The sequence below is a fragment of the Streptomyces montanisoli genome (assembly GCF_017813245.1).
Lineage (GTDB): Bacteria > Actinomycetota > Actinomycetes > Streptomycetales > Streptomycetaceae > Streptomyces > Streptomyces montanisoli.
Window position 1 is genome coordinate 26,672 of record NZ_JAGIQL010000047.1, and the last position, 14,970, is coordinate 41,641.

16 protein-coding genes are annotated in these 14,970 nt (G+C 71.2%); 8 read left to right on the forward strand and 8 right to left on the reverse strand.

Annotated elements, in window-relative coordinates; all coding sequences use genetic code 11:
* Nucleotides 1–9: 9 nt before the first annotated feature.
* From JFN87_RS14140 to JFN87_RS14150, 3 genes are all read right to left on the reverse strand, one after another.
* Complete coding sequence (locus tag JFN87_RS14140; RefSeq protein WP_307865445.1) at nucleotides 10–1,011, reverse strand: ABC transporter substrate-binding protein; 1,002 nt, start codon at nucleotides 1,009–1,011, stop codon at nucleotides 10–12.
* Nucleotides 1,012–1,183: 172 nt separating this feature from the next.
* Entirely contained in the window at nucleotides 1,184–2,083 is a 900-nt protein-coding gene (locus JFN87_RS14145) for a bifunctional helix-turn-helix transcriptional regulator/GNAT family N-acetyltransferase (protein ID WP_209340381.1), read from the reverse strand.
* 71 nt (nucleotides 2,084–2,154) lie between these two features.
* Entirely contained in the window at nucleotides 2,155–2,799 is a 645-nt protein-coding gene (locus tag JFN87_RS14150) for a dihydrofolate reductase family protein (RefSeq protein ID WP_209340382.1), read from the reverse strand.
* Between the two features lie 206 nt (nucleotides 2,800–3,005).
* Here JFN87_RS14150 and JFN87_RS14155 point away from each other — a divergent pair, with 206 nt between their 5' ends.
* Nucleotides 3,006–3,401: a tautomerase family protein gene (locus JFN87_RS14155; protein WP_209340383.1), complete on the forward strand. Its 396-nt coding sequence runs from the start codon at nucleotides 3,006–3,008 to the stop codon at nucleotides 3,399–3,401.
* A gap of 52 nt (nucleotides 3,402–3,453) precedes the next feature.
* On the opposite strand, the gene JFN87_RS14160 is transcribed toward JFN87_RS14155, so the two are convergent.
* On the reverse strand, nucleotides 3,454–4,689 hold the full coding sequence (locus tag JFN87_RS14160) for an MFS transporter (protein ID WP_209340384.1): 1,236 nt from the start codon (nucleotides 4,687–4,689) through the stop codon (nucleotides 3,454–3,456).
* A gap of 124 nt (nucleotides 4,690–4,813) precedes the next feature.
* Here JFN87_RS14160 and JFN87_RS14165 point away from each other — a divergent pair, with 124 nt between their 5' ends.
* The 5 genes from JFN87_RS14165 to JFN87_RS14185 all read left to right on the forward strand — a co-directional run bounded on the left by JFN87_RS14165 (nucleotide 4,814) and on the right by JFN87_RS14185 (nucleotide 7,984).
* Nucleotides 4,814–5,359 (forward strand): ATP/GTP-binding protein, encoded by a 546-nt coding sequence (locus JFN87_RS14165; RefSeq protein ID WP_209340385.1) that lies wholly within the window; start codon nucleotides 4,814–4,816, stop codon nucleotides 5,357–5,359.
* Between the two features lie 72 nt (nucleotides 5,360–5,431).
* A complete protein-coding gene (locus tag JFN87_RS14170) occupies nucleotides 5,432–6,115 on the forward strand; it encodes a 2-phosphosulfolactate phosphatase (RefSeq protein WP_209340386.1) in 684 nt (227 codons plus the stop codon).
* A 179-nt stretch (nucleotides 6,116–6,294) separates the two neighbouring features.
* Nucleotides 6,295–7,479 (forward strand): helix-turn-helix domain-containing protein, encoded by a 1,185-nt coding sequence (locus tag JFN87_RS14175; RefSeq protein WP_209340387.1) that lies wholly within the window; start codon nucleotides 6,295–6,297, stop codon nucleotides 7,477–7,479.
* Nucleotides 7,480–7,583: 104 nt separating this feature from the next.
* Nucleotides 7,584–7,799 (forward strand): hypothetical protein, encoded by a 216-nt coding sequence (locus JFN87_RS14180; protein ID WP_209340388.1) that lies wholly within the window; start codon nucleotides 7,584–7,586, stop codon nucleotides 7,797–7,799.
* Nucleotides 7,796–7,984, forward strand: coding sequence for a hypothetical protein (locus JFN87_RS14185; RefSeq protein WP_209340389.1), 189 nt, complete (start codon nucleotides 7,796–7,798; stop codon nucleotides 7,982–7,984). Before JFN87_RS14180 ends, JFN87_RS14185 begins: the two co-directional genes overlap by 4 nt.
* A gap of 87 nt (nucleotides 7,985–8,071) precedes the next feature.
* On the opposite strand, the gene JFN87_RS14190 is transcribed toward JFN87_RS14185, so the two are convergent.
* Both JFN87_RS14190 and JFN87_RS14195 read right to left on the reverse strand, forming a co-directional pair.
* Nucleotides 8,072–9,292, reverse strand: coding sequence for a hypothetical protein (locus JFN87_RS14190; RefSeq protein WP_209340390.1), 1,221 nt, complete (start codon nucleotides 9,290–9,292; stop codon nucleotides 8,072–8,074).
* 156 nt (nucleotides 9,293–9,448) lie between these two features.
* The gene (locus JFN87_RS14195; protein WP_209340391.1) at nucleotides 9,449–10,324 is read right to left on the reverse strand and encodes a glycosyltransferase family 2 protein; all 876 of its coding nucleotides are present in this window, start codon (nucleotides 10,322–10,324) and stop codon (nucleotides 9,449–9,451) included.
* Nucleotides 10,325–10,691: 367 nt separating this feature from the next.
* On the opposite strand from JFN87_RS14195, the gene JFN87_RS14200 reads away from it, so the two are divergent.
* Nucleotides 10,692–11,558, forward strand: a complete 867-nt coding sequence (locus tag JFN87_RS14200; RefSeq protein ID WP_209340392.1) for a Sco1979 family transcriptional regulator — start codon at nucleotides 10,692–10,694, stop codon at nucleotides 11,556–11,558.
* A 161-nt stretch (nucleotides 11,559–11,719) separates the two neighbouring features.
* Here JFN87_RS14200 and JFN87_RS14205 read toward each other — a convergent pair whose 3' ends face one another.
* Together JFN87_RS14205 and JFN87_RS14210 are read right to left on the reverse strand one after the other, a co-directional pair.
* Nucleotides 11,720–12,961 (reverse strand): acyltransferase family protein, encoded by a 1,242-nt coding sequence (locus JFN87_RS14205; protein WP_245179575.1) that lies wholly within the window; start codon nucleotides 12,959–12,961, stop codon nucleotides 11,720–11,722.
* 483 nt (nucleotides 12,962–13,444) lie between these two features.
* Nucleotides 13,445–14,005 (reverse strand): TetR/AcrR family transcriptional regulator, encoded by a 561-nt coding sequence (locus JFN87_RS14210; protein WP_209340393.1) that lies wholly within the window; start codon nucleotides 14,003–14,005, stop codon nucleotides 13,445–13,447.
* An 87-nt stretch (nucleotides 14,006–14,092) separates the two neighbouring features.
* Here JFN87_RS14210 and JFN87_RS14215 point away from each other — a divergent pair, with 87 nt between their 5' ends.
* Nucleotides 14,093–14,779: an SDR family oxidoreductase gene (locus JFN87_RS14215; protein WP_209340394.1), complete on the forward strand. Its 687-nt coding sequence runs from the start codon at nucleotides 14,093–14,095 to the stop codon at nucleotides 14,777–14,779.
* The last annotated feature ends 191 nt before the right edge of the window (nucleotides 14,780–14,970 follow it).

Sequence of the window (14,970 nt, forward strand, 5' to 3'; positions counted from 1 at the left end):
CTCCCGGCGTCACCCGCTCCCGGTGGCGGCCGCCTTGGACCAGTCGGACTCGATCCGGGAGAGGATCCGCCCGGCGCCGGTGTAACCGATGCCGAGCATCCAGAGGTTGTCGTCCACCCGGAAGGCCCGCCCGTCGCGTACCGCCGTGAGCCCGCGCCACAGCGGCCCCGCGACGACGGCGGTCTCCCCGGCCTTCTTGGGGTCGCCGTACGTCGAGTAGAAGAGGAGGCCCGCGTCGGCCTTGTCGATCCGCTCGGGGCTCACGTCCAGCGAGAAGCCGTCCTTGTCCTGGTCGGCGGGCCTGCCGAGGCCGAGGTCGTGGAAGATCGAGCCGACGAACGTGTCGTTGAGGTACAGGCGGATGTCCGCGCCCTCCACGAACCGCACGAACCCGACGGTGGTCGCCTCGGCCTTGGCGGGCCCGCCCAGCGCGTGGACGACCTGCCGCACGTGCGCCGTGTAGGCCTTCTCGACCCGCGCGGCGCGCGCGGTCTCGCCCAGCGCGCGGGCGTGCAGCGTGAAGTTGGCGCGCCAGTTGGGGCCCGTGGTGTTGGTGAAGACGGTCGGGGCGATCTTCGAGAGCTCCTTGTAGCTCTTGCCGTCGCGCACCTTGCTGCCGAGGATCAGGTCGGGCTTGAGGGACGCGATGGTCTCCAGGTCGGGGGAGCCGATGACACCGACGGGCCGTACGCCCGCGAGCCCCGACTTCGGCAGGTACGTGGACAGCGGCGCCCCGGCGGCGACGGTGGTGGCGCCGACGGGCGTGACGCCGAGGGTGACGGCGGAGTCCAGGGCGTCCGTGTCGAGCACGACGACGCGGTGCGGATGGGCGCTCACGGTGACGCTGCCCATCGCGGTCTTCAGCGTGTGCGCGCCGCTCCCGGAGGCGGCGGCGCCGGCCCCGCTGCCGTTCCCGCCGCTGCCGCTGCTCCCACCGCAGGCGGTCAGCGCCACCCCGAGCGCGACGGCGACGGCCCCCGCCCCGACGCGCGTACTGCAGCGCAACACCACGACAGCGCCTCCCCCCTAGGCCGTTACGACGAAGTTAGGTGAACCTAACCCGCCGAACCTAGCCCACGGCGGTGTGGCCCCACAAGTCCCCTTCAGCCCAACCGCGTTGCGTGCACGGGAGGGCGCGAAGACCGGTGCGCCGCCCGGGCCGCAATGCCTCAGTCCTCGGCCGTCAGCCCTCGACCCGACGCGCGACCCGCTTCTCGAACCAATGATGGGCGTACGGCTCGTCGTTGAAAGCGGGCACCTCCTGGAATCCGGCGGAGTGGTAGAGCCCGATCGCCGCGGACAGCGTCTTGTTGGTATCGAGTCGCAACACCTCCCGCCCCTGCTCGGCGGCCCGCGCCTCCAACTCGGCGAGGAAGCGGCGGCCGAGGCCGAGCCCGCGTGCACTTGGCGCCACCCACATGCGCTTGATCTCGGCGGGCGCGTCCGGTGGGAGCTTGAGACCGGCGCAGCCGACCGGCTCGCCGTGCAGCCTGGCCACGAGGAACAGGCCGCGGGGGAGCCGGAGTTCGCCCGCGTCGGGCAGCAGGCTGCGCGCCGGGTCGAAGCCCGTATCGAAGCGTTCCGCGAGCTCCTCGAAATAGCGGCGCAGGCAGTGCTCGGCGTCCGGGTGGGCCGGGTCGACGGCGTCGAGCGTGACGGTCGCGGCCGTCAGCAGCCGCTCGGCCTCGGCCATGGCGGCGACGAGCCGGGCGCGCTGCCCCGCGTTGAGCGGCTCGAGCAGCGACCCGGCGAGCTCGTCGCTGCGGGCGTCGAGCAGCGCGTGCTCGGCGCGGCCCGCCTCGGTGAGGCGCACGGTCCGCACGCGCCGGTCACGCGCCGACGGCTCCACGACGACGAGGCCGTCGTCCTCCAGGGAGCGCAGCAGCCGGCTGACGTACCCGGAGTCGAGCCCGAGCCGCTCACGCAACTGCCGCACGTCCTGCCCACGCTCCCCGACCTCCCACAACAGCCGGGCCTCACCGACGGGCCGGTCGCGGCCCAGGTAGTGCTCGTGCAGCACGCCCACACGCTGGGTGACGACGCGGTTGAACCGCCGCACCTGCTGGATCTGCGTCTCGTCCATTCTCTGACCTTAGTCAGACACTGAGCTTCCGGCCAACCCCGCAGACGAGCCACCGCCCGCGCCCGCGCCGGTCACCGATGCCAGAACAGGTAGTGCGTCACTCCGCTCGGGCTCGGTACGACATCCAGATGGAACCGGTCGAGCAGCTCGTCGGGCGACTTCCAGAGCCGCATCCCGGTCCCGAACTCCTTCGGCGACACCGCCACGTGCAGGCTGTCCACGAGGTCGGCGTCGAGGAACTCCCGGATGGTGGTGGCTCCGCCACCGAGCCGTACGTCCTTGCCCTGCGCGGCTTCCCGCGCCCGCTCCAGGACCGTGGCCGGGTCGTCGTCGACGAAGTGGAACGTGGTGTCGGAGAGCGTGAAGGACGGACGCTTGTGGTGCGTCATGACGAACACGGGCGAGTGGAACGGGGGCTCGTCACCCCACCAGCCCTGCCACTCGTGGTCCTGCCAGGGCCCGCGCTGGGGCCCGAACTTGTTGCGGCCCATGATCTCGGCGCCGATGTTGCGTCCGTAGTCCCGCGTGAGGTAGTCGTCCAGCCCCCGGCTCCCGCCGGGCTCGGCACGCATGGGCCAGCTCGCCGTGGCGCCCGCCCAGGCGAACAGCTTCCCGGGGTCGACATGACCGAACGGCCGCTCCAGCGTCTGATCCTCGCCGGCGCCGATCCCGTCACTCGAGACGTTGAAGTTCTGCACCCTCAGTAGCTGTTTCACGGGTTCCTCCGGTGATCCGGCGATGTGGACGACGAGGGTGAGACTCCCAGGATCGGACAAACTCATCGCCCGAGAGGCAGCTCGGAAGGCGCCCTTACCGAGCGTGCAACAGCGTTAATGGGTTTGCCACGCGGCGGACAGAGTGGTGGTGTCATGGGCTCGGGCACATGACCATGGTCCGATCGGTCCGGTGGAAGGATCCTGCCATGCCAACGACCCTCATCGAGGTGCGTCGCCAGTACTCACAGGCCGAAGAGGCGGGCATCATCGATGCGGTTCACGGCGCGCTCGTGGCTGCCTTCCTCATCCCGCCCCAGGACAGGAGCGTCCGTCTCGTCGTGCATGAGCCGCACCGGTTCGCCTGCTCGCCCAGCAGGGCGAAGCCCGAGTTCTCCACCCTCGTGTCCATTGACTGCTTCGAGGGCCGGTCCTTGCAGGCCAAGCGGAACCTGTACCGGGAAATCGTCGATCGGCTGGCGGAATTCGGTATCCCGCGAGACCACGTGACGATCACCGTCCGTGATACACCGACCGAGAACTGGGGCATCGCAGGAGGCCAAGCGGCCTGCGACATCGACCTCGGCTTCAACGTACGCGTCTGACCCCGCGACGCGCGGCGCGGAGCCCGAGGGCGCCATCGCCGTGCCCCGTCGCCTAGACGTCGCAGCGGTCCTTCGCCGAGACCGCCGAGACCGCCGCGGCCTCACGCGCGGGCGCCGCGGCCGCAGCGCGCCTGCGTCGTCGTAGCGTCGCTGCCGTCGCTGCCGTCGTGGCCGCGAGTACGGCGGCGGCGGTGGCGAACGTGCCCGGTACGCCCATCGCGTGGCTCACCATTCCCCCGCCGAACGAGCCGATCCCGGTGCCGCCGTCGTAGGCGACGTTCCACACCGTCCCCGCCCGGTGGGCGTCGGTGTGCAAAAACATCACGCTGAGCGTGTCGTTCTGCAGCGCCCCGAAGCCCAGACCGTAGAGGGCGGCCCCGGCGAGGACGCCCGCCGCAGAGCCGCCCGCGGCACAGGCGGCCAGGGCGCCGAGTCCGAGCGCGGACGCGGCGGCGGAGGGCAGCTGCAACCCGCCGGCGCCATGCCGGTCGGACCAGTGCCCGGCCGCCCACCGGCCGACCGTGATCCCGGCCGGGAGCAGGAACAGCGCGCCCGAAACGGTGGCGGAGGAGATCCCGGGGGCGAGCGCGAGGAACGCGCTGAGCACGCCGAGCGCGATGGCCGCGGCCACCATCAGTGCGGTGGGCCGGACGAGCGCGCGCCCCGCGCCCGAAACGCGCGGCGGGGCCGGCTCCGCCGCGGTGGAGTCGGCGGAGGCGGTCGCGGTCGTGGTCGTGGTCGTGGTGGCGTCCGGCTCCCGGATCGCCCAGGCCAGCGGCGCCGCGGCCACGCTGAGCAGCGCGGCGACGACGAACACGGCCGCGAAGCCGAGGTGTTCTGCCGCCCACAGCCCCAGCGGCAGCCCGACGAGCTGCGGGACGCCGATCGCCGCCCCGTACAGTCCCACAGCCCGCCCACGCCGTTCGGCGGGCACCAAGACGGCGGTGAGCGCGCTACCGGCCACCGTGACCATCCCGAACCCCATGCCCCGCACCGCGGACACGGCCAGCACGGGCGCGAGCGCGTCCGAGATGATGTACCCGAACGTCGGCAGGCCCATGAGCAGCGACCCGACAGCGGCCAGGCGCCGCAGCCCGAACCGCGGAATCAGCCGCCGCATCGCGAACTGCGCCCCGACGGTCGCCGCCATCGTCACACCGGTCGTGGCCCCAAGCCCCGCTGACGAGGCACCGCCGTGCGCGGCCCAGACGGGGACGACGGGGAGCAGCGGCGCGTAGTTGGCGAAGGCCCCGAGCGTGGAGAGCAGTAGCAGACGGAATGCGGACATGGTTTCCGTTCTAGGTTCGAACGGCACGCGTGTCCAACGCGTTCGCGTCGGCGGAGGCCGGAGACGCCCCACTTCGCCTCGCCAGATGAAATGACCACGATTTCCAACGAAAGGCTTACGGATCATGCGGCGTTACGTTCTCACGGGCACGCCTGGTGCAGGCAAGACGTCGATCCTGCGGAGCCTGGCCGAGCTCGGCCACGGGGTCGTCGAGGAGGCGGCGACAGCGGTCATCGCGCGGTCGCAGGCGCGGGGCGAGGACGAGCCGTGGGCACGGGCGTCCTTCATCGACGAGATCGCCGCGCTCCAGCGGCAACGGCAGTTGGAGACGGTCGCCACCGGCTCCGTCCAGGTCTTCGACCGGTCACCGGTCTGCACCCACGCACTCGCCACCTACCTGGGATGGCCCGTATCGCCGGTCCTGTCGGCCGAGCTCGAACGGGTCACCTCCATGGGGATCTACGAGCGGCAGGTGCTCTTCGTCCGCAATCTGGGCCACTGCGAGCCCACCGCGGCCCGCCGTATCAGTTTCGAGGAGTCGCTGGTCTTCGAAGAGATCCACGAACAGAGCTACCGCGCGTTCGGTTACGAGCTCATCGACATTCCTGCCGCTGACCTGCCCCAACGTGTCGCCGCGGTCAACGCGGTGATCTCCCGGCCCACCGGGTGAGGGCCCTGCGGGCCGGCCTGCATGCACCTCATGTGGGATGCCTCCGGGATGGGTATGCGGGAGCATGGTGCGGTGGACACTCGTTTCCTTGGCATCGCCGAGCTGGCCGAAGCCCCTCCTGTGGCGGTCGTGATCGACGTCATGCGTGCCTTCACGGTGGCCGCCTGGGTCTTTGCTCAGGGCGCGGAGAAGATCGTTCTGGCTGAGTCGCTGGACGAAGCCCTGGGGCTCAAGGTCCGCCACCCGGATTGGCTGGCGCTCAAAGACGGTCCGCCCGCGCCCGGGTTCGACATGGTCAACTCGCCAGGCCTGCTGAGGTCTGTTGACCTTGATGGACGGACCGTGGTGCAGAAGACCACCGCCGGGACGGTTGGCGCCCTCGCGGTCAAGGAGGCACCACTGCTGCTGTGCGCCGGCTTCGTGGTGGCGGAGGCTACCGCTCGGCTGCTGCGAACGCACAAGTGCGACAGCGTCACGTTCGTGGTCACCGGCGAGGATGGCCAGGCCGAAGAGGATCTGGCATGCGCTCAGTACATCGCTCGCAGGGCTGCTGAGACAGGAGCGAACGCGGCCGGGTTCCTCCGTCGCGCCGGCGGATCGCGCGCCGCCACGGAACTGGCGGAAGGTGTGCGCCAAGGAGCCCATCCGGATGACGCCGCGCTCTGCCTGGAACTCGACCGGTTCTCCTTCGCCATGGTGGCGACGCTGGAGGACTCGCTCATGATTCTGCGCCCGTACGCCGTACCTTCTGGGTGAGGCAGCTGTGGCCGAGGCCGGGACGGTACGGGATCGATCGACCTGGCTAGGCAGATTCGGGCCCAGGCCCTGGCGCGGGCAGGTACAGAGGGATTCTGCAAGCCGCGCGGCGAACTCCCGAACCTCCGGCGTGCACGCGGCGGGTACCGTTCTTGTGCCGAGTCAGAACAGGAGCCAGCATGCACGCTTTGCCGCATGACCACACCGGCACACGCATCAAGCGCCTGCGCCTGGAACGTCACCTCACCCAACGGGCCCTGTCCGACCTGTCCACGGTGCCGTACAGCACCCTGACCAAGACCGAGCAAGGCGTCATCGCGGCCACTCCACACGTCATCGCCAGCCTCGCACGGGCCATGCGCGTGGATGTCGCCACCATCACCGGACAGCCCTACCTCAGCGAACTGCGCGCAGACGAACTCGACGTCCTCGTCCGGCCGATCCGCGAGGCCTTGGACGTGTACGACCTCGGTCCGGACCCCGACATCGCCCCCCGCCCCCGGCGGCTGCTTGCCGACGACGCCGAGCAGCTGCTCGCCGACGTCCGTGCGGGCGAGATCAAGAAGGCAGCCGGACAGGTGGCCGGCCTCATCCAGGAGGCAACGACCGCGGCACACGCGTCACCCACCACTGCGGGGTGGCTGCTGCTCGCATCCACGTACCGCACCGCATACGACGTTGCCACGAAGCTCGGGTTCGGTGACCTGGCAGGTATGGCGCTGACTCGCATGGACTGGGCGGCGCAGCGCGGATCGAGCGCCGTGATCGGCGGCATGTACCGGTACATGCGCGCCCTCACCTACCTACGAGAGGGCCAGTTCCGCACCGGTGATCGCCTGGTGAACCTCGGCCTGTCGACGCTGCAGCAGAGCGACCCGAGCCGAGAGCGCGACGTCGTCGCTGGACAGCTGCACCTGGGAGCCGCGGTCATGGCCGCGAGAGCGCAGGACAAGGTCCGCGCGGATGGCCACCTCGCAGAGGCAGACACGCTTGCCGACCGAACCGGCGAGGCCGTCAAGGTGCACTGGCTGTCCTTCGGGCCGACAAACGTCGCCGTACACCGGGTGTCCGTGTCCGCCGAGCTGGACGAGTACGGGGACGCGGCGGTCGTCGGCGGCCGGATCAGGTTCGGTGCCGACTGGCCGGCCTCACGGCGAAGCCACCACTATGCCGAACTGGCCCGAGCACAGATGTGGACCGGGGAGCTGGACAGCGCGTTCAAGAACCTGCTCCTGGCGAGGAAGGCCGCGCCCCAGCAGGCCCGGTATCACATGACGGTTCGGGAGACGTACGCCGGTCTGGAGGCTGCCAAGCGCCAACTGCCTGGCTCCTTCCTCTCCTATGGAAATTGGCTGGGCGTCTGACGCGCCGCCATGTCTTGGCCCTGGCTATCAATACCGCGTGATAGTCGGGCCCTTGCGGCCCACCCACCATGTCGTCACCAGCCCTTCCGTACCTGGAGCCGACCATGGTTCGAAGCCGAGGCGACGACGCCACCTCACTACCCCTGCCGCTTCTTCCGCACGATCTGTCCGACGACCAGCGCCGGGGCGCGGTGTGCGCGTACTGCGGTTTGGCCGTGTCGACCGGCAGCGCCGTCGACCTCGGCGTACGCCACGACGGCGACGGCGTACGAATCTTCCCGCGCGCGCACCGCGACTGCGCCTCGCACGTTGCGTCATGACGCAGTGTTTCAAGGGCGGCCATGACTACCCCATCGAGGACGAGTACGGCGCGTACTGCGAAGAGCACGGCGTCACCGCCATCTGGAGCCATCCCGACAAAAGGGTGCCGCATGACCCCCCGACGCCTCCGTCCGCCGAGGACGAGCCGCCGCCACGCTCGGCGGGCGGCCCGCACATGTCGTGAGGGGGCGTCCTCCACGAGGGCGAGGATGTGACTTTGGGGCGGCTCGCGCATCGCGTATCGAGGTCACCGGCGGGCGGCCGCCCGGCTCTACTGCGCGGCCTTGAAGGCCGTCGCCCAGGTGCGGTCACGGCCCGGCAGGCCGTCCGTTGCCTGGCGGCAGACGTACGGGCAGAACACACTGTTGAGCACCCACGGCGAGCTGTTCGCGTCGAAGTCGCGGATCGGTGCGCCCTGCGTGATGCCGTAGGCGGCCACGGCGAGTTTGCCGGTGTCGCGCAGGCGCGCCATCTCGTTGGTGAGGAACGTCTTGTGGTGGGCGAACCACGTGTTGGAGAGCAGGAAGTCGTTCCACTTCCCCTCCGTGAAGGGGCTGTTGGCCGCCTCGTGGATGACCTGCCACACGCGCGTGTGCGCCGGGGTGCCGTGGGCGCGGGCGAAGGACGGGGCCACCGGGTCGTGCATGTGCTGCTTCCAGAGCTTGATCAGGGAGAACTCGGTGGCGAGGAACTTCTGGTCGGCGCGTAGGTACGGCAGTACGAAGTCGGTGTACTTGCGCGCCGCGCCGATGCTCGCCACGTGCGGGTGGATGTCCACGCCGGCGATGCCGGCGTCGCCGGCCGCGAAGGTCATCCAGCGCTTCGTCTGCGCGTTGCGGAACGCGGGGTCCTCAAGGCGGTTGAGCGCGCCCATGTACAGGGCGGTCTTGCAGTGCGCGCCGAAGTGGGTCTTGCGGTACTTCACGGCGTGCCGCGCGAGCGCCTCGTAGAAGTCGTTGATGCGGGACGTGGCCCGGTCCGCCGGGCTCGTCTCGTAGAACGGCTCGTTGCCGATGGTGAGGATGTCGATCTTGCCGAGCACCGCGGCGAGTACCTTGTCGAGCCGCGCCAGGGCGGTGTCCATGGAGGTGGTGCCGGGCGCGGGGATCCGAGTGCCGTGGTACTGGAACTTCGTGGAGAGCACGGTGCCGTAGCCGCCCGAGGCTGCTTGGAGCAGCTTCGCCATCCCGGTCTGGGTCGCCGGGTTCGACCCGTCGGCCTTGGACATCAGGTAGAAGCCGCGTATCCACGTCGCGGAGAGGGCCGCCAGCTCGGCGTGGTCGATCTTGTCCAGTGACTCGTTGACGTTGGCGGCCAGGACGCCCGAGGCGGGTGGCGCGGCCCGCGACGGGCCGCCGGCTGCGGGTGTGGGGTCGTCAGCGCCGTCACCGCCGCCGCCACGACCGTCGCCGTGTGCGTCGTCGCAGCTCGCCACGCCGGCGACCGCGAGCGCCGCGCCCGTGGACAGCGCGAGCAAGCGCCGCCGGGACATCGTCCCGCGCTCCCGCCCGCCGCCTGATTCCGTTCCGGATCCGCGTCCGCGTCCGGTTCCGCGTCCGGTTCCGGCTCCCCGCATGTGCTCGCTCGCCCCTTCGCGCGTCCCCGTCAGGTCGTCCGGCCCGGCACCGTCACCGGACGTGCCCGCCGGTCAGATCACCGGGGGCCGGCCGAGCGCCGTCATTCTGCGTACCGTGCGCCACCGCATCGGCCGCCGCGTGCCGCACGGCTTGCGCATGCCCTCGCCGAAGCCGCCGAACCACGCGCGCAGGCCCGACACCGAGCGCGTGCGGGCGATCGTCAGCAGGACCCACGTGCCCAGGTAGACGGGGACGAGAGGGGCCGGGAGGTTGCGGCGCGCGAGCCAGACGCGGTTGCGCGCGGTCATCCGGTAGTAGACGGCGTGCCGCGCGGGCGAGGTGCGGGGGTGCTGGAGCACCAGCTCCGGCTCGTAGCGGATCTTCCAGCCCGCGTCGAGCGCGCGCCAGGCCATGTCCGTCTCCTCGTGGGCGAAGAAGAACTCCTGGGGCCAGCCGCCGATCCCCGCCAGCATCTCCATCGAGAGGGAGTGGCCGCCGCCGAGGAACGTGGTGACCTCGCCGCCCCGCATCGGGTCGTCCGCCCGCAGCCGCGGCACGTGCCTGCGGGCGGTGTACCCGGTCTCGTCGGCGATGCGGAAGGAGACGATGCCCAGCCGCGGGTCCGCCTCGTGCAGGTCCGCGACCCGCGTGAACACGTCCGTGTCGATCAGCAGGCCGTCGTCGTCGAGATCGACGAGGAGGTCCACGTCGCCCGCCTTCCGCAGCTCCTCGATCGCCGCGTTTCGGCCGCCCGTGACGCCCAGGTTCTCCGGGAGCTCGACGCCCATGACCCCTTCGGGCAGCTCGGGCAGCGGCGCGCCGTTGCAGACGACGACGATTTGCTGTGCGGGCTCCTGCTGCTTGGCGACGGAGTCCAGCAGCGCGCGCAGCTCGACGGGCCTCGTCCCCATGGTCAGGACGGCCACTCCCACGCGTGGTCGCGTCACGCCGCATCACTCCGCTCTGCTTCGGGCCCCTGTGCACGCCGGCGGCCTGCCGGTTCTCGTGGCCGCCTGGGGGTCCGGGGGTCTGTCGTACCGAGCCTATAGGGCCCTCTCCACCGTCAGGTCACTGCAAGGTACCGCCGCCGACGCCGCGGGTTCACCTTGCCGGCGCGCACCCGGCACCAAAGCGGAATCGGAGCGGGGGCACCGGCGCCCCCGCGCGGAACGATCACCTCCGGTCACGCCGTGGTCGCGTGGGGACGGCCGCGCGAACTGCGGCGGAACAATGTGTACCGTGCAGGTCCCCCGGCGATCCCCTTGTGTCAGACTGCCGGAATGGTTCAGCGCGGACGGCGGACGAGGGGTGGGCATGAGTGAGCCGCGTTCTGCCCCGACGATCGGTCAACTCGTCCTGAGCAGACAGCTGCGGGCCCTGCGCGAGGGTGCCAAGGTCAGCCGCGAGGAAGCGGCCAAGTTCCTGCATGTGACCGTCGCCACCATCCGCCGGATGGAGTCGGCCGAGGTCGCGCTGAAGATCCCGTACCTCCAGGTGCTGCTGCCCGCCTACGGCGTGACGCCCGACGAGATCGCCGCGTACCTGGAGCTCACCGAGGAGGCCAACAAGCCCGGCTGGTGGCAGCGGTTCCACGACGTACTGCCCGACTGGTTCGGCGGGTACGTGAGCCTGGAGGAGTCAGCCAAGACCATCCGTGAGTACGAGCCGCACTTCGTGCCCGGCGTCCTGCAGACCGAGGCGTACACGCGCGGGATCCTCATCAACGGGGCCGTCGGCCAGCCCGACCCCGAGCGCGTCGAGCGCCAGGTCGCCCTGCGCATGCGCCGCCAGTCGTTCCTCACCCGCACCGAGTCGCCCCCGACGTTCTGGGCCGTCATCGACGAGACGGTGCTGCGCAGGCCGGTCGGCGGCCCCGAGCTGATGCGCGAACAGGTCGAGCGGCTGCTGGAGATGACGGAGCTGCCCAACGTGACGCTCCAGATAGCGACGCTGGAGGCAGGCCACCACCCGGGCACGTACAGCCCCTTCGTGCTGTTCAGGTTCGACGTCCCGGAGATCCCGGACATGGTCTACATCGAGTACCTGACCGGCGCGCTCTACCTGGACGAGGAGAACGAGGTCTCCGAGCACATGGAGGCCATGGACCGCATGGTCGCCATGGCCGAGTCCGCCACCGGCACGCGCCGGCTGCTGGAGCGGTTCCGCGACGACCTGGTCTGAGGGCTGACGACCTGGTCTGAGGTCCGACGACCTGGGCCGAGGTCCGAGGGTGCGGCGCGTTTCCGCCGCACCCATCGCACCGCTCGCACCCATCGCCGCGCCCGCTCGCGGACCCCCTCGCCGCACCCCGTGTACGGGCCGCCCGCCCCCCCCGCGGTGGATCACGACACCCCGACCGGCTGCTGCCGCTCGCGGTCACGACCCGAGCCCGAGCCCGAGCCAGAGCCCGCGCCCGCTGCCTCCGCCGCGCCGCGCTCACGCGACGCACCGGGACCGCGGTGCCGCCAGCGCCGGTTCAGCGGCCGTTCGACGAGGTAGTACGAAGCGGTCGCCGCGGCGAACGACGCGGCCAGTGTCGCCACCAGGTGGAAGCGGGTCACGCCGAGGTCGGCCATCAGCCGTCCCAGCGGGTAGTGCCACAGGTAGAGCCCATAGCTGAGGTTGCGCCCGATCCAGGCGAGCGGCGCGAGCGACAGCACCCAGGAGAGCGCCGAGCGCGGCCGCAGCTCGAGCGCGGCGATGATCGTCGCCGAGAACAGCGCCGTGGCCAGGAAGCCGACCGTGTACCAGCTCTCCGTCCACGCCGTCGCGCCCGTCACCGGGATCTGCCACACGATCAGCCCGAGCAGGATCATGGCCGGCCAGGCCAGCCGCCCGGCCCACCGCCGCAGCGCCGCGAGCCTCGGGTCGTCGTGACGCAGCCTGGCCACGGCGATCGCCAGGAGCGCCCCGGCGAGCAGCTGGTCGGCGCGCGTGTCGGTGCCGTTGTAGATGCGGTGCGCCTCGGTCGGGTTCCACAGCAGCCACCGCCAGGCGACCGGCAGCAGGCAGAGCACGCCGGTCCAGATCAGCACGGTGCGCGGACGCACCTTGCGCAGCAGCGCGCGCACCAGCGGCGGCCACAGCAGGTAGAACTGCTCCTCCACGCCGAGCGACCAGTTCTGCGCGAGCAGCGCGGTGCCGTTCGAGTACGGTCCTGGCTCGGTCGCCCGTACGAGGTTGACCAGGAACGTCACGGACAGCAGGAGCGACGTCCACGCCCCGTCGAACCCGGCGAGCTCCGTCACCCCGGCCAGCACCGCGCACAGCGCGCACACCGTCAGCAGCGCGGGGACGAGCCGCAGCCAGCGCCGCCAGTAGAAGGGGGCCATGGCGACGTTGCCCGTGCGCGCGTACTCGGCGACGAGCAGGCGCGTGATCACGAAACCGCTGATGGTGAAGAAGATGTCCACGCCGATCGAGCCGCCGGGCAGCAGCCCCGGCTCCAGGTGGTAGACCATCACGAGCCCGACGGCGAGCGTCCGCATCCCGTCGACGCCCGGCACCCGCCCACTGCGCCGGATCGCGGACGGGAACCCCCGCCCGCCGCCCGCAGCGGCGGCGAGCTTCGGCTGGACGGGCAAGCCACCGTGCGACTCGCCGGAAGCGCTGGCGTCGGACCCATCGCCGGCCTCGGACGCGGAGCCCGAGCCAGGGGCGGGCCCCGAGGCCGAGGCGGAGTCGGGGGTGGACCCGGAGCCCGATCCGGAGCCGGAGTCGGTGGCGGACCCGGAGCCCGATCCGGAGTCGGGGGCGGCTCGCGCGGGCGCGCAGGGGCGCGGACGGGCATCGCGTCTGCCGCCGCCGTTCGCTTCCTCGGCCGAGCCGCGCGTGCGGCCGACCGCTGCCGTGTCGGTTCCAGGGGTAGCGTCCACGTCGTGCCCGTGCCCGCAAAGCGCGGCCGCACACGGTGGCCGCCATGCATTAAGCCAAAACTCATAGTGCCCGTATCGATGCGATGGGGTTGCCGTACCGTTATGCCGAATCGGCGGTGTGTCCGTTATGTCTGCTTTGGTCGCAGATGATATGTCCGCGGAGGGCCGACTGGCCGCGCCGCGGACCGCTGATCAGTCGGCCACCGTCAGTGCCGCGCGCGCGGCCGTGAGGATCTCCTCGGAGAGCGGAGAGCCGTTGGTGGCCCTGGCCAGGACGAGTGCGCCGAGCATGGTGCACAGCCGGGTGATGCCGTCCTGGTCCGCGGTGCCGAGCCGTTCGGCGAAGTCGGCCACGCCCTCCGTGTAGATCCGGCGCGCCTCGTTGTCCCCGCCCTCGCGCGCCATGTCGGTGGCGAGTGCGGCGACGGGGCAGCCGTCCGCCGGGCTGTCGCGGTGTTCGGGGGACAGGTAGTTGTCGATCAGCGCCCGCTGGGAGGCGTCGTGCTGCCCGCCGTGCGCCGCGAGTTCGTCCGCGTGGCGCCGGTCGAGCTCGCCGAAGGCGTGGGCGGTCGCCTCGTCGACGAGTGCCTCCTTCGAGGCGAACTGCTTGTAGAAGCCGCCGTGGGTCAGGCCGGCCTCCTTCATCAGGTCGGCGACGCTGACGTGGGTCCCCCGCTCCCGGAACAGGCGCGACGCGGTCTCCACCACACGCCGGCGGTTCTCCTCCGCCTGTGCCTGCGATACGCGGCCCATGGGTCACCTCCCGTTTGGATGTCGGCTGGCATCTATCGTAGACCCATGTTTAGATTGTGGTCGTAATCTATTGAGTGGGAGTGCGTCATGGAGTTGAAGAACGCGGTCGCGGTGGTCACCGGTGCCAACCGCGGACTCGGGCGGCATCTGGCCGCCCAGCTCGTGGAGCGCGGTGCGAAGGTGTACGCGACGGCCCGCCGCCCCGAGGCCGTCGATCTGCCGGGAGTCGTTCCGCTGCGGCTCGACGTGACGGACGAGGAGTCGATCCGGGCCGCGGCCGGCATCGCGTCGGACGCCACGCTGCTGGTGAACAACGCGGGAATCGCCACCGGAACGGCACTGGTCGCGGGCGGCCAGGAAGCGGTGCGCCGGGAGATGGACACGAACTTCTTCGGCCCGCTCGCGGTCACGCGGGCCTTCGCGCCCGTCATCGAGTCCAACGGCGGCGGCGCCGTGCTCAACGTCCTGTCGGTCCTGTCCTGGCTGCACCCGGCCGATGTCGGGGCCTATGCGGCGGCCAAGGCCGCGGCGTGGGCGCTGACGGGCGCGACCCGGGAGGAGCTCGCGCCCCGCGGCATCGCGGTCTCGGCGCTCCACGTCGGATACATGGACACCGACATGGCCGCGAGCATCCCCGCAGGACAGAAGGTCGACCCCGCACAGGTCGCCGCCCAGGCCCTGTCCGGCATCGAGGCCGGCCTGCCCGAGATCCTCGCCGACGACGTCACCCGGCAGGTGAAGCAAGGCCTGGCCGCGGCGCCGAACGCGGCGTGAGGGCGGCCGGGCGCGGCGTGAGGGCGGCCGGGCGCGGGCCTCAGGATCAGCGCGACGGCCGCGTCCCCGGCCTGATCACCGTCATCCCCGACGGCGGCGACGGCGACGGCGGCGACGTCATCCCCGGCGAGGGTGCCGGCGCCGGCGAGGCGGAGGGTGTCGTGATCGGCATAGCACACGTCTGTATTTCT

Excerpts from the sequence above, each read along its gene's own strand:
- JFN87_RS14145 (WP_209340381.1), bottom strand. The coding sequence starts at position 2,083 with ATGGACGAGACGCAGATCCAGCAGGTGCGGCGGTTCAACCGCGTCGTC.
- JFN87_RS14155 (WP_209340383.1), top strand. The coding sequence starts at position 3,006 with ATGCCAACGACCCTCATCGAGGTGCGTCGCCAGTACTCACAGGCCGAA.
- JFN87_RS14160 (WP_209340384.1), bottom strand. The coding sequence starts at position 4,689 with ATGTCCGCATTCCGTCTGCTACTGCTCTCCACGCTCGGGGCCTTCGCC.
- JFN87_RS14165 (WP_209340385.1), top strand. The coding sequence starts at position 4,814 with ATGCGGCGTTACGTTCTCACGGGCACGCCTGGTGCAGGCAAGACGTCG.
- JFN87_RS14175 (WP_209340387.1), top strand. The coding sequence starts at position 6,295 with ATGCACGCTTTGCCGCATGACCACACCGGCACACGCATCAAGCGCCTG.
- JFN87_RS14180 (WP_209340388.1), top strand. The coding sequence starts at position 7,584 with ATGGTTCGAAGCCGAGGCGACGACGCCACCTCACTACCCCTGCCGCTT.
- JFN87_RS14185 (WP_209340389.1), top strand. The coding sequence starts at position 7,796 with ATGACGCAGTGTTTCAAGGGCGGCCATGACTACCCCATCGAGGACGAG.
- JFN87_RS14190 (WP_209340390.1), bottom strand. The coding sequence starts at position 9,292 with ATGTCCCGGCGGCGCTTGCTCGCGCTGTCCACGGGCGCGGCGCTCGCG.
- JFN87_RS14200 (WP_209340392.1), top strand. The coding sequence starts at position 10,692 with ATGAGTGAGCCGCGTTCTGCCCCGACGATCGGTCAACTCGTCCTGAGC.
- JFN87_RS14210 (WP_209340393.1), bottom strand. The coding sequence starts at position 14,005 with ATGGGCCGCGTATCGCAGGCACAGGCGGAGGAGAACCGCCGGCGTGTG.
- JFN87_RS14215 (WP_209340394.1), top strand. The coding sequence starts at position 14,093 with ATGGAGTTGAAGAACGCGGTCGCGGTGGTCACCGGTGCCAACCGCGGA.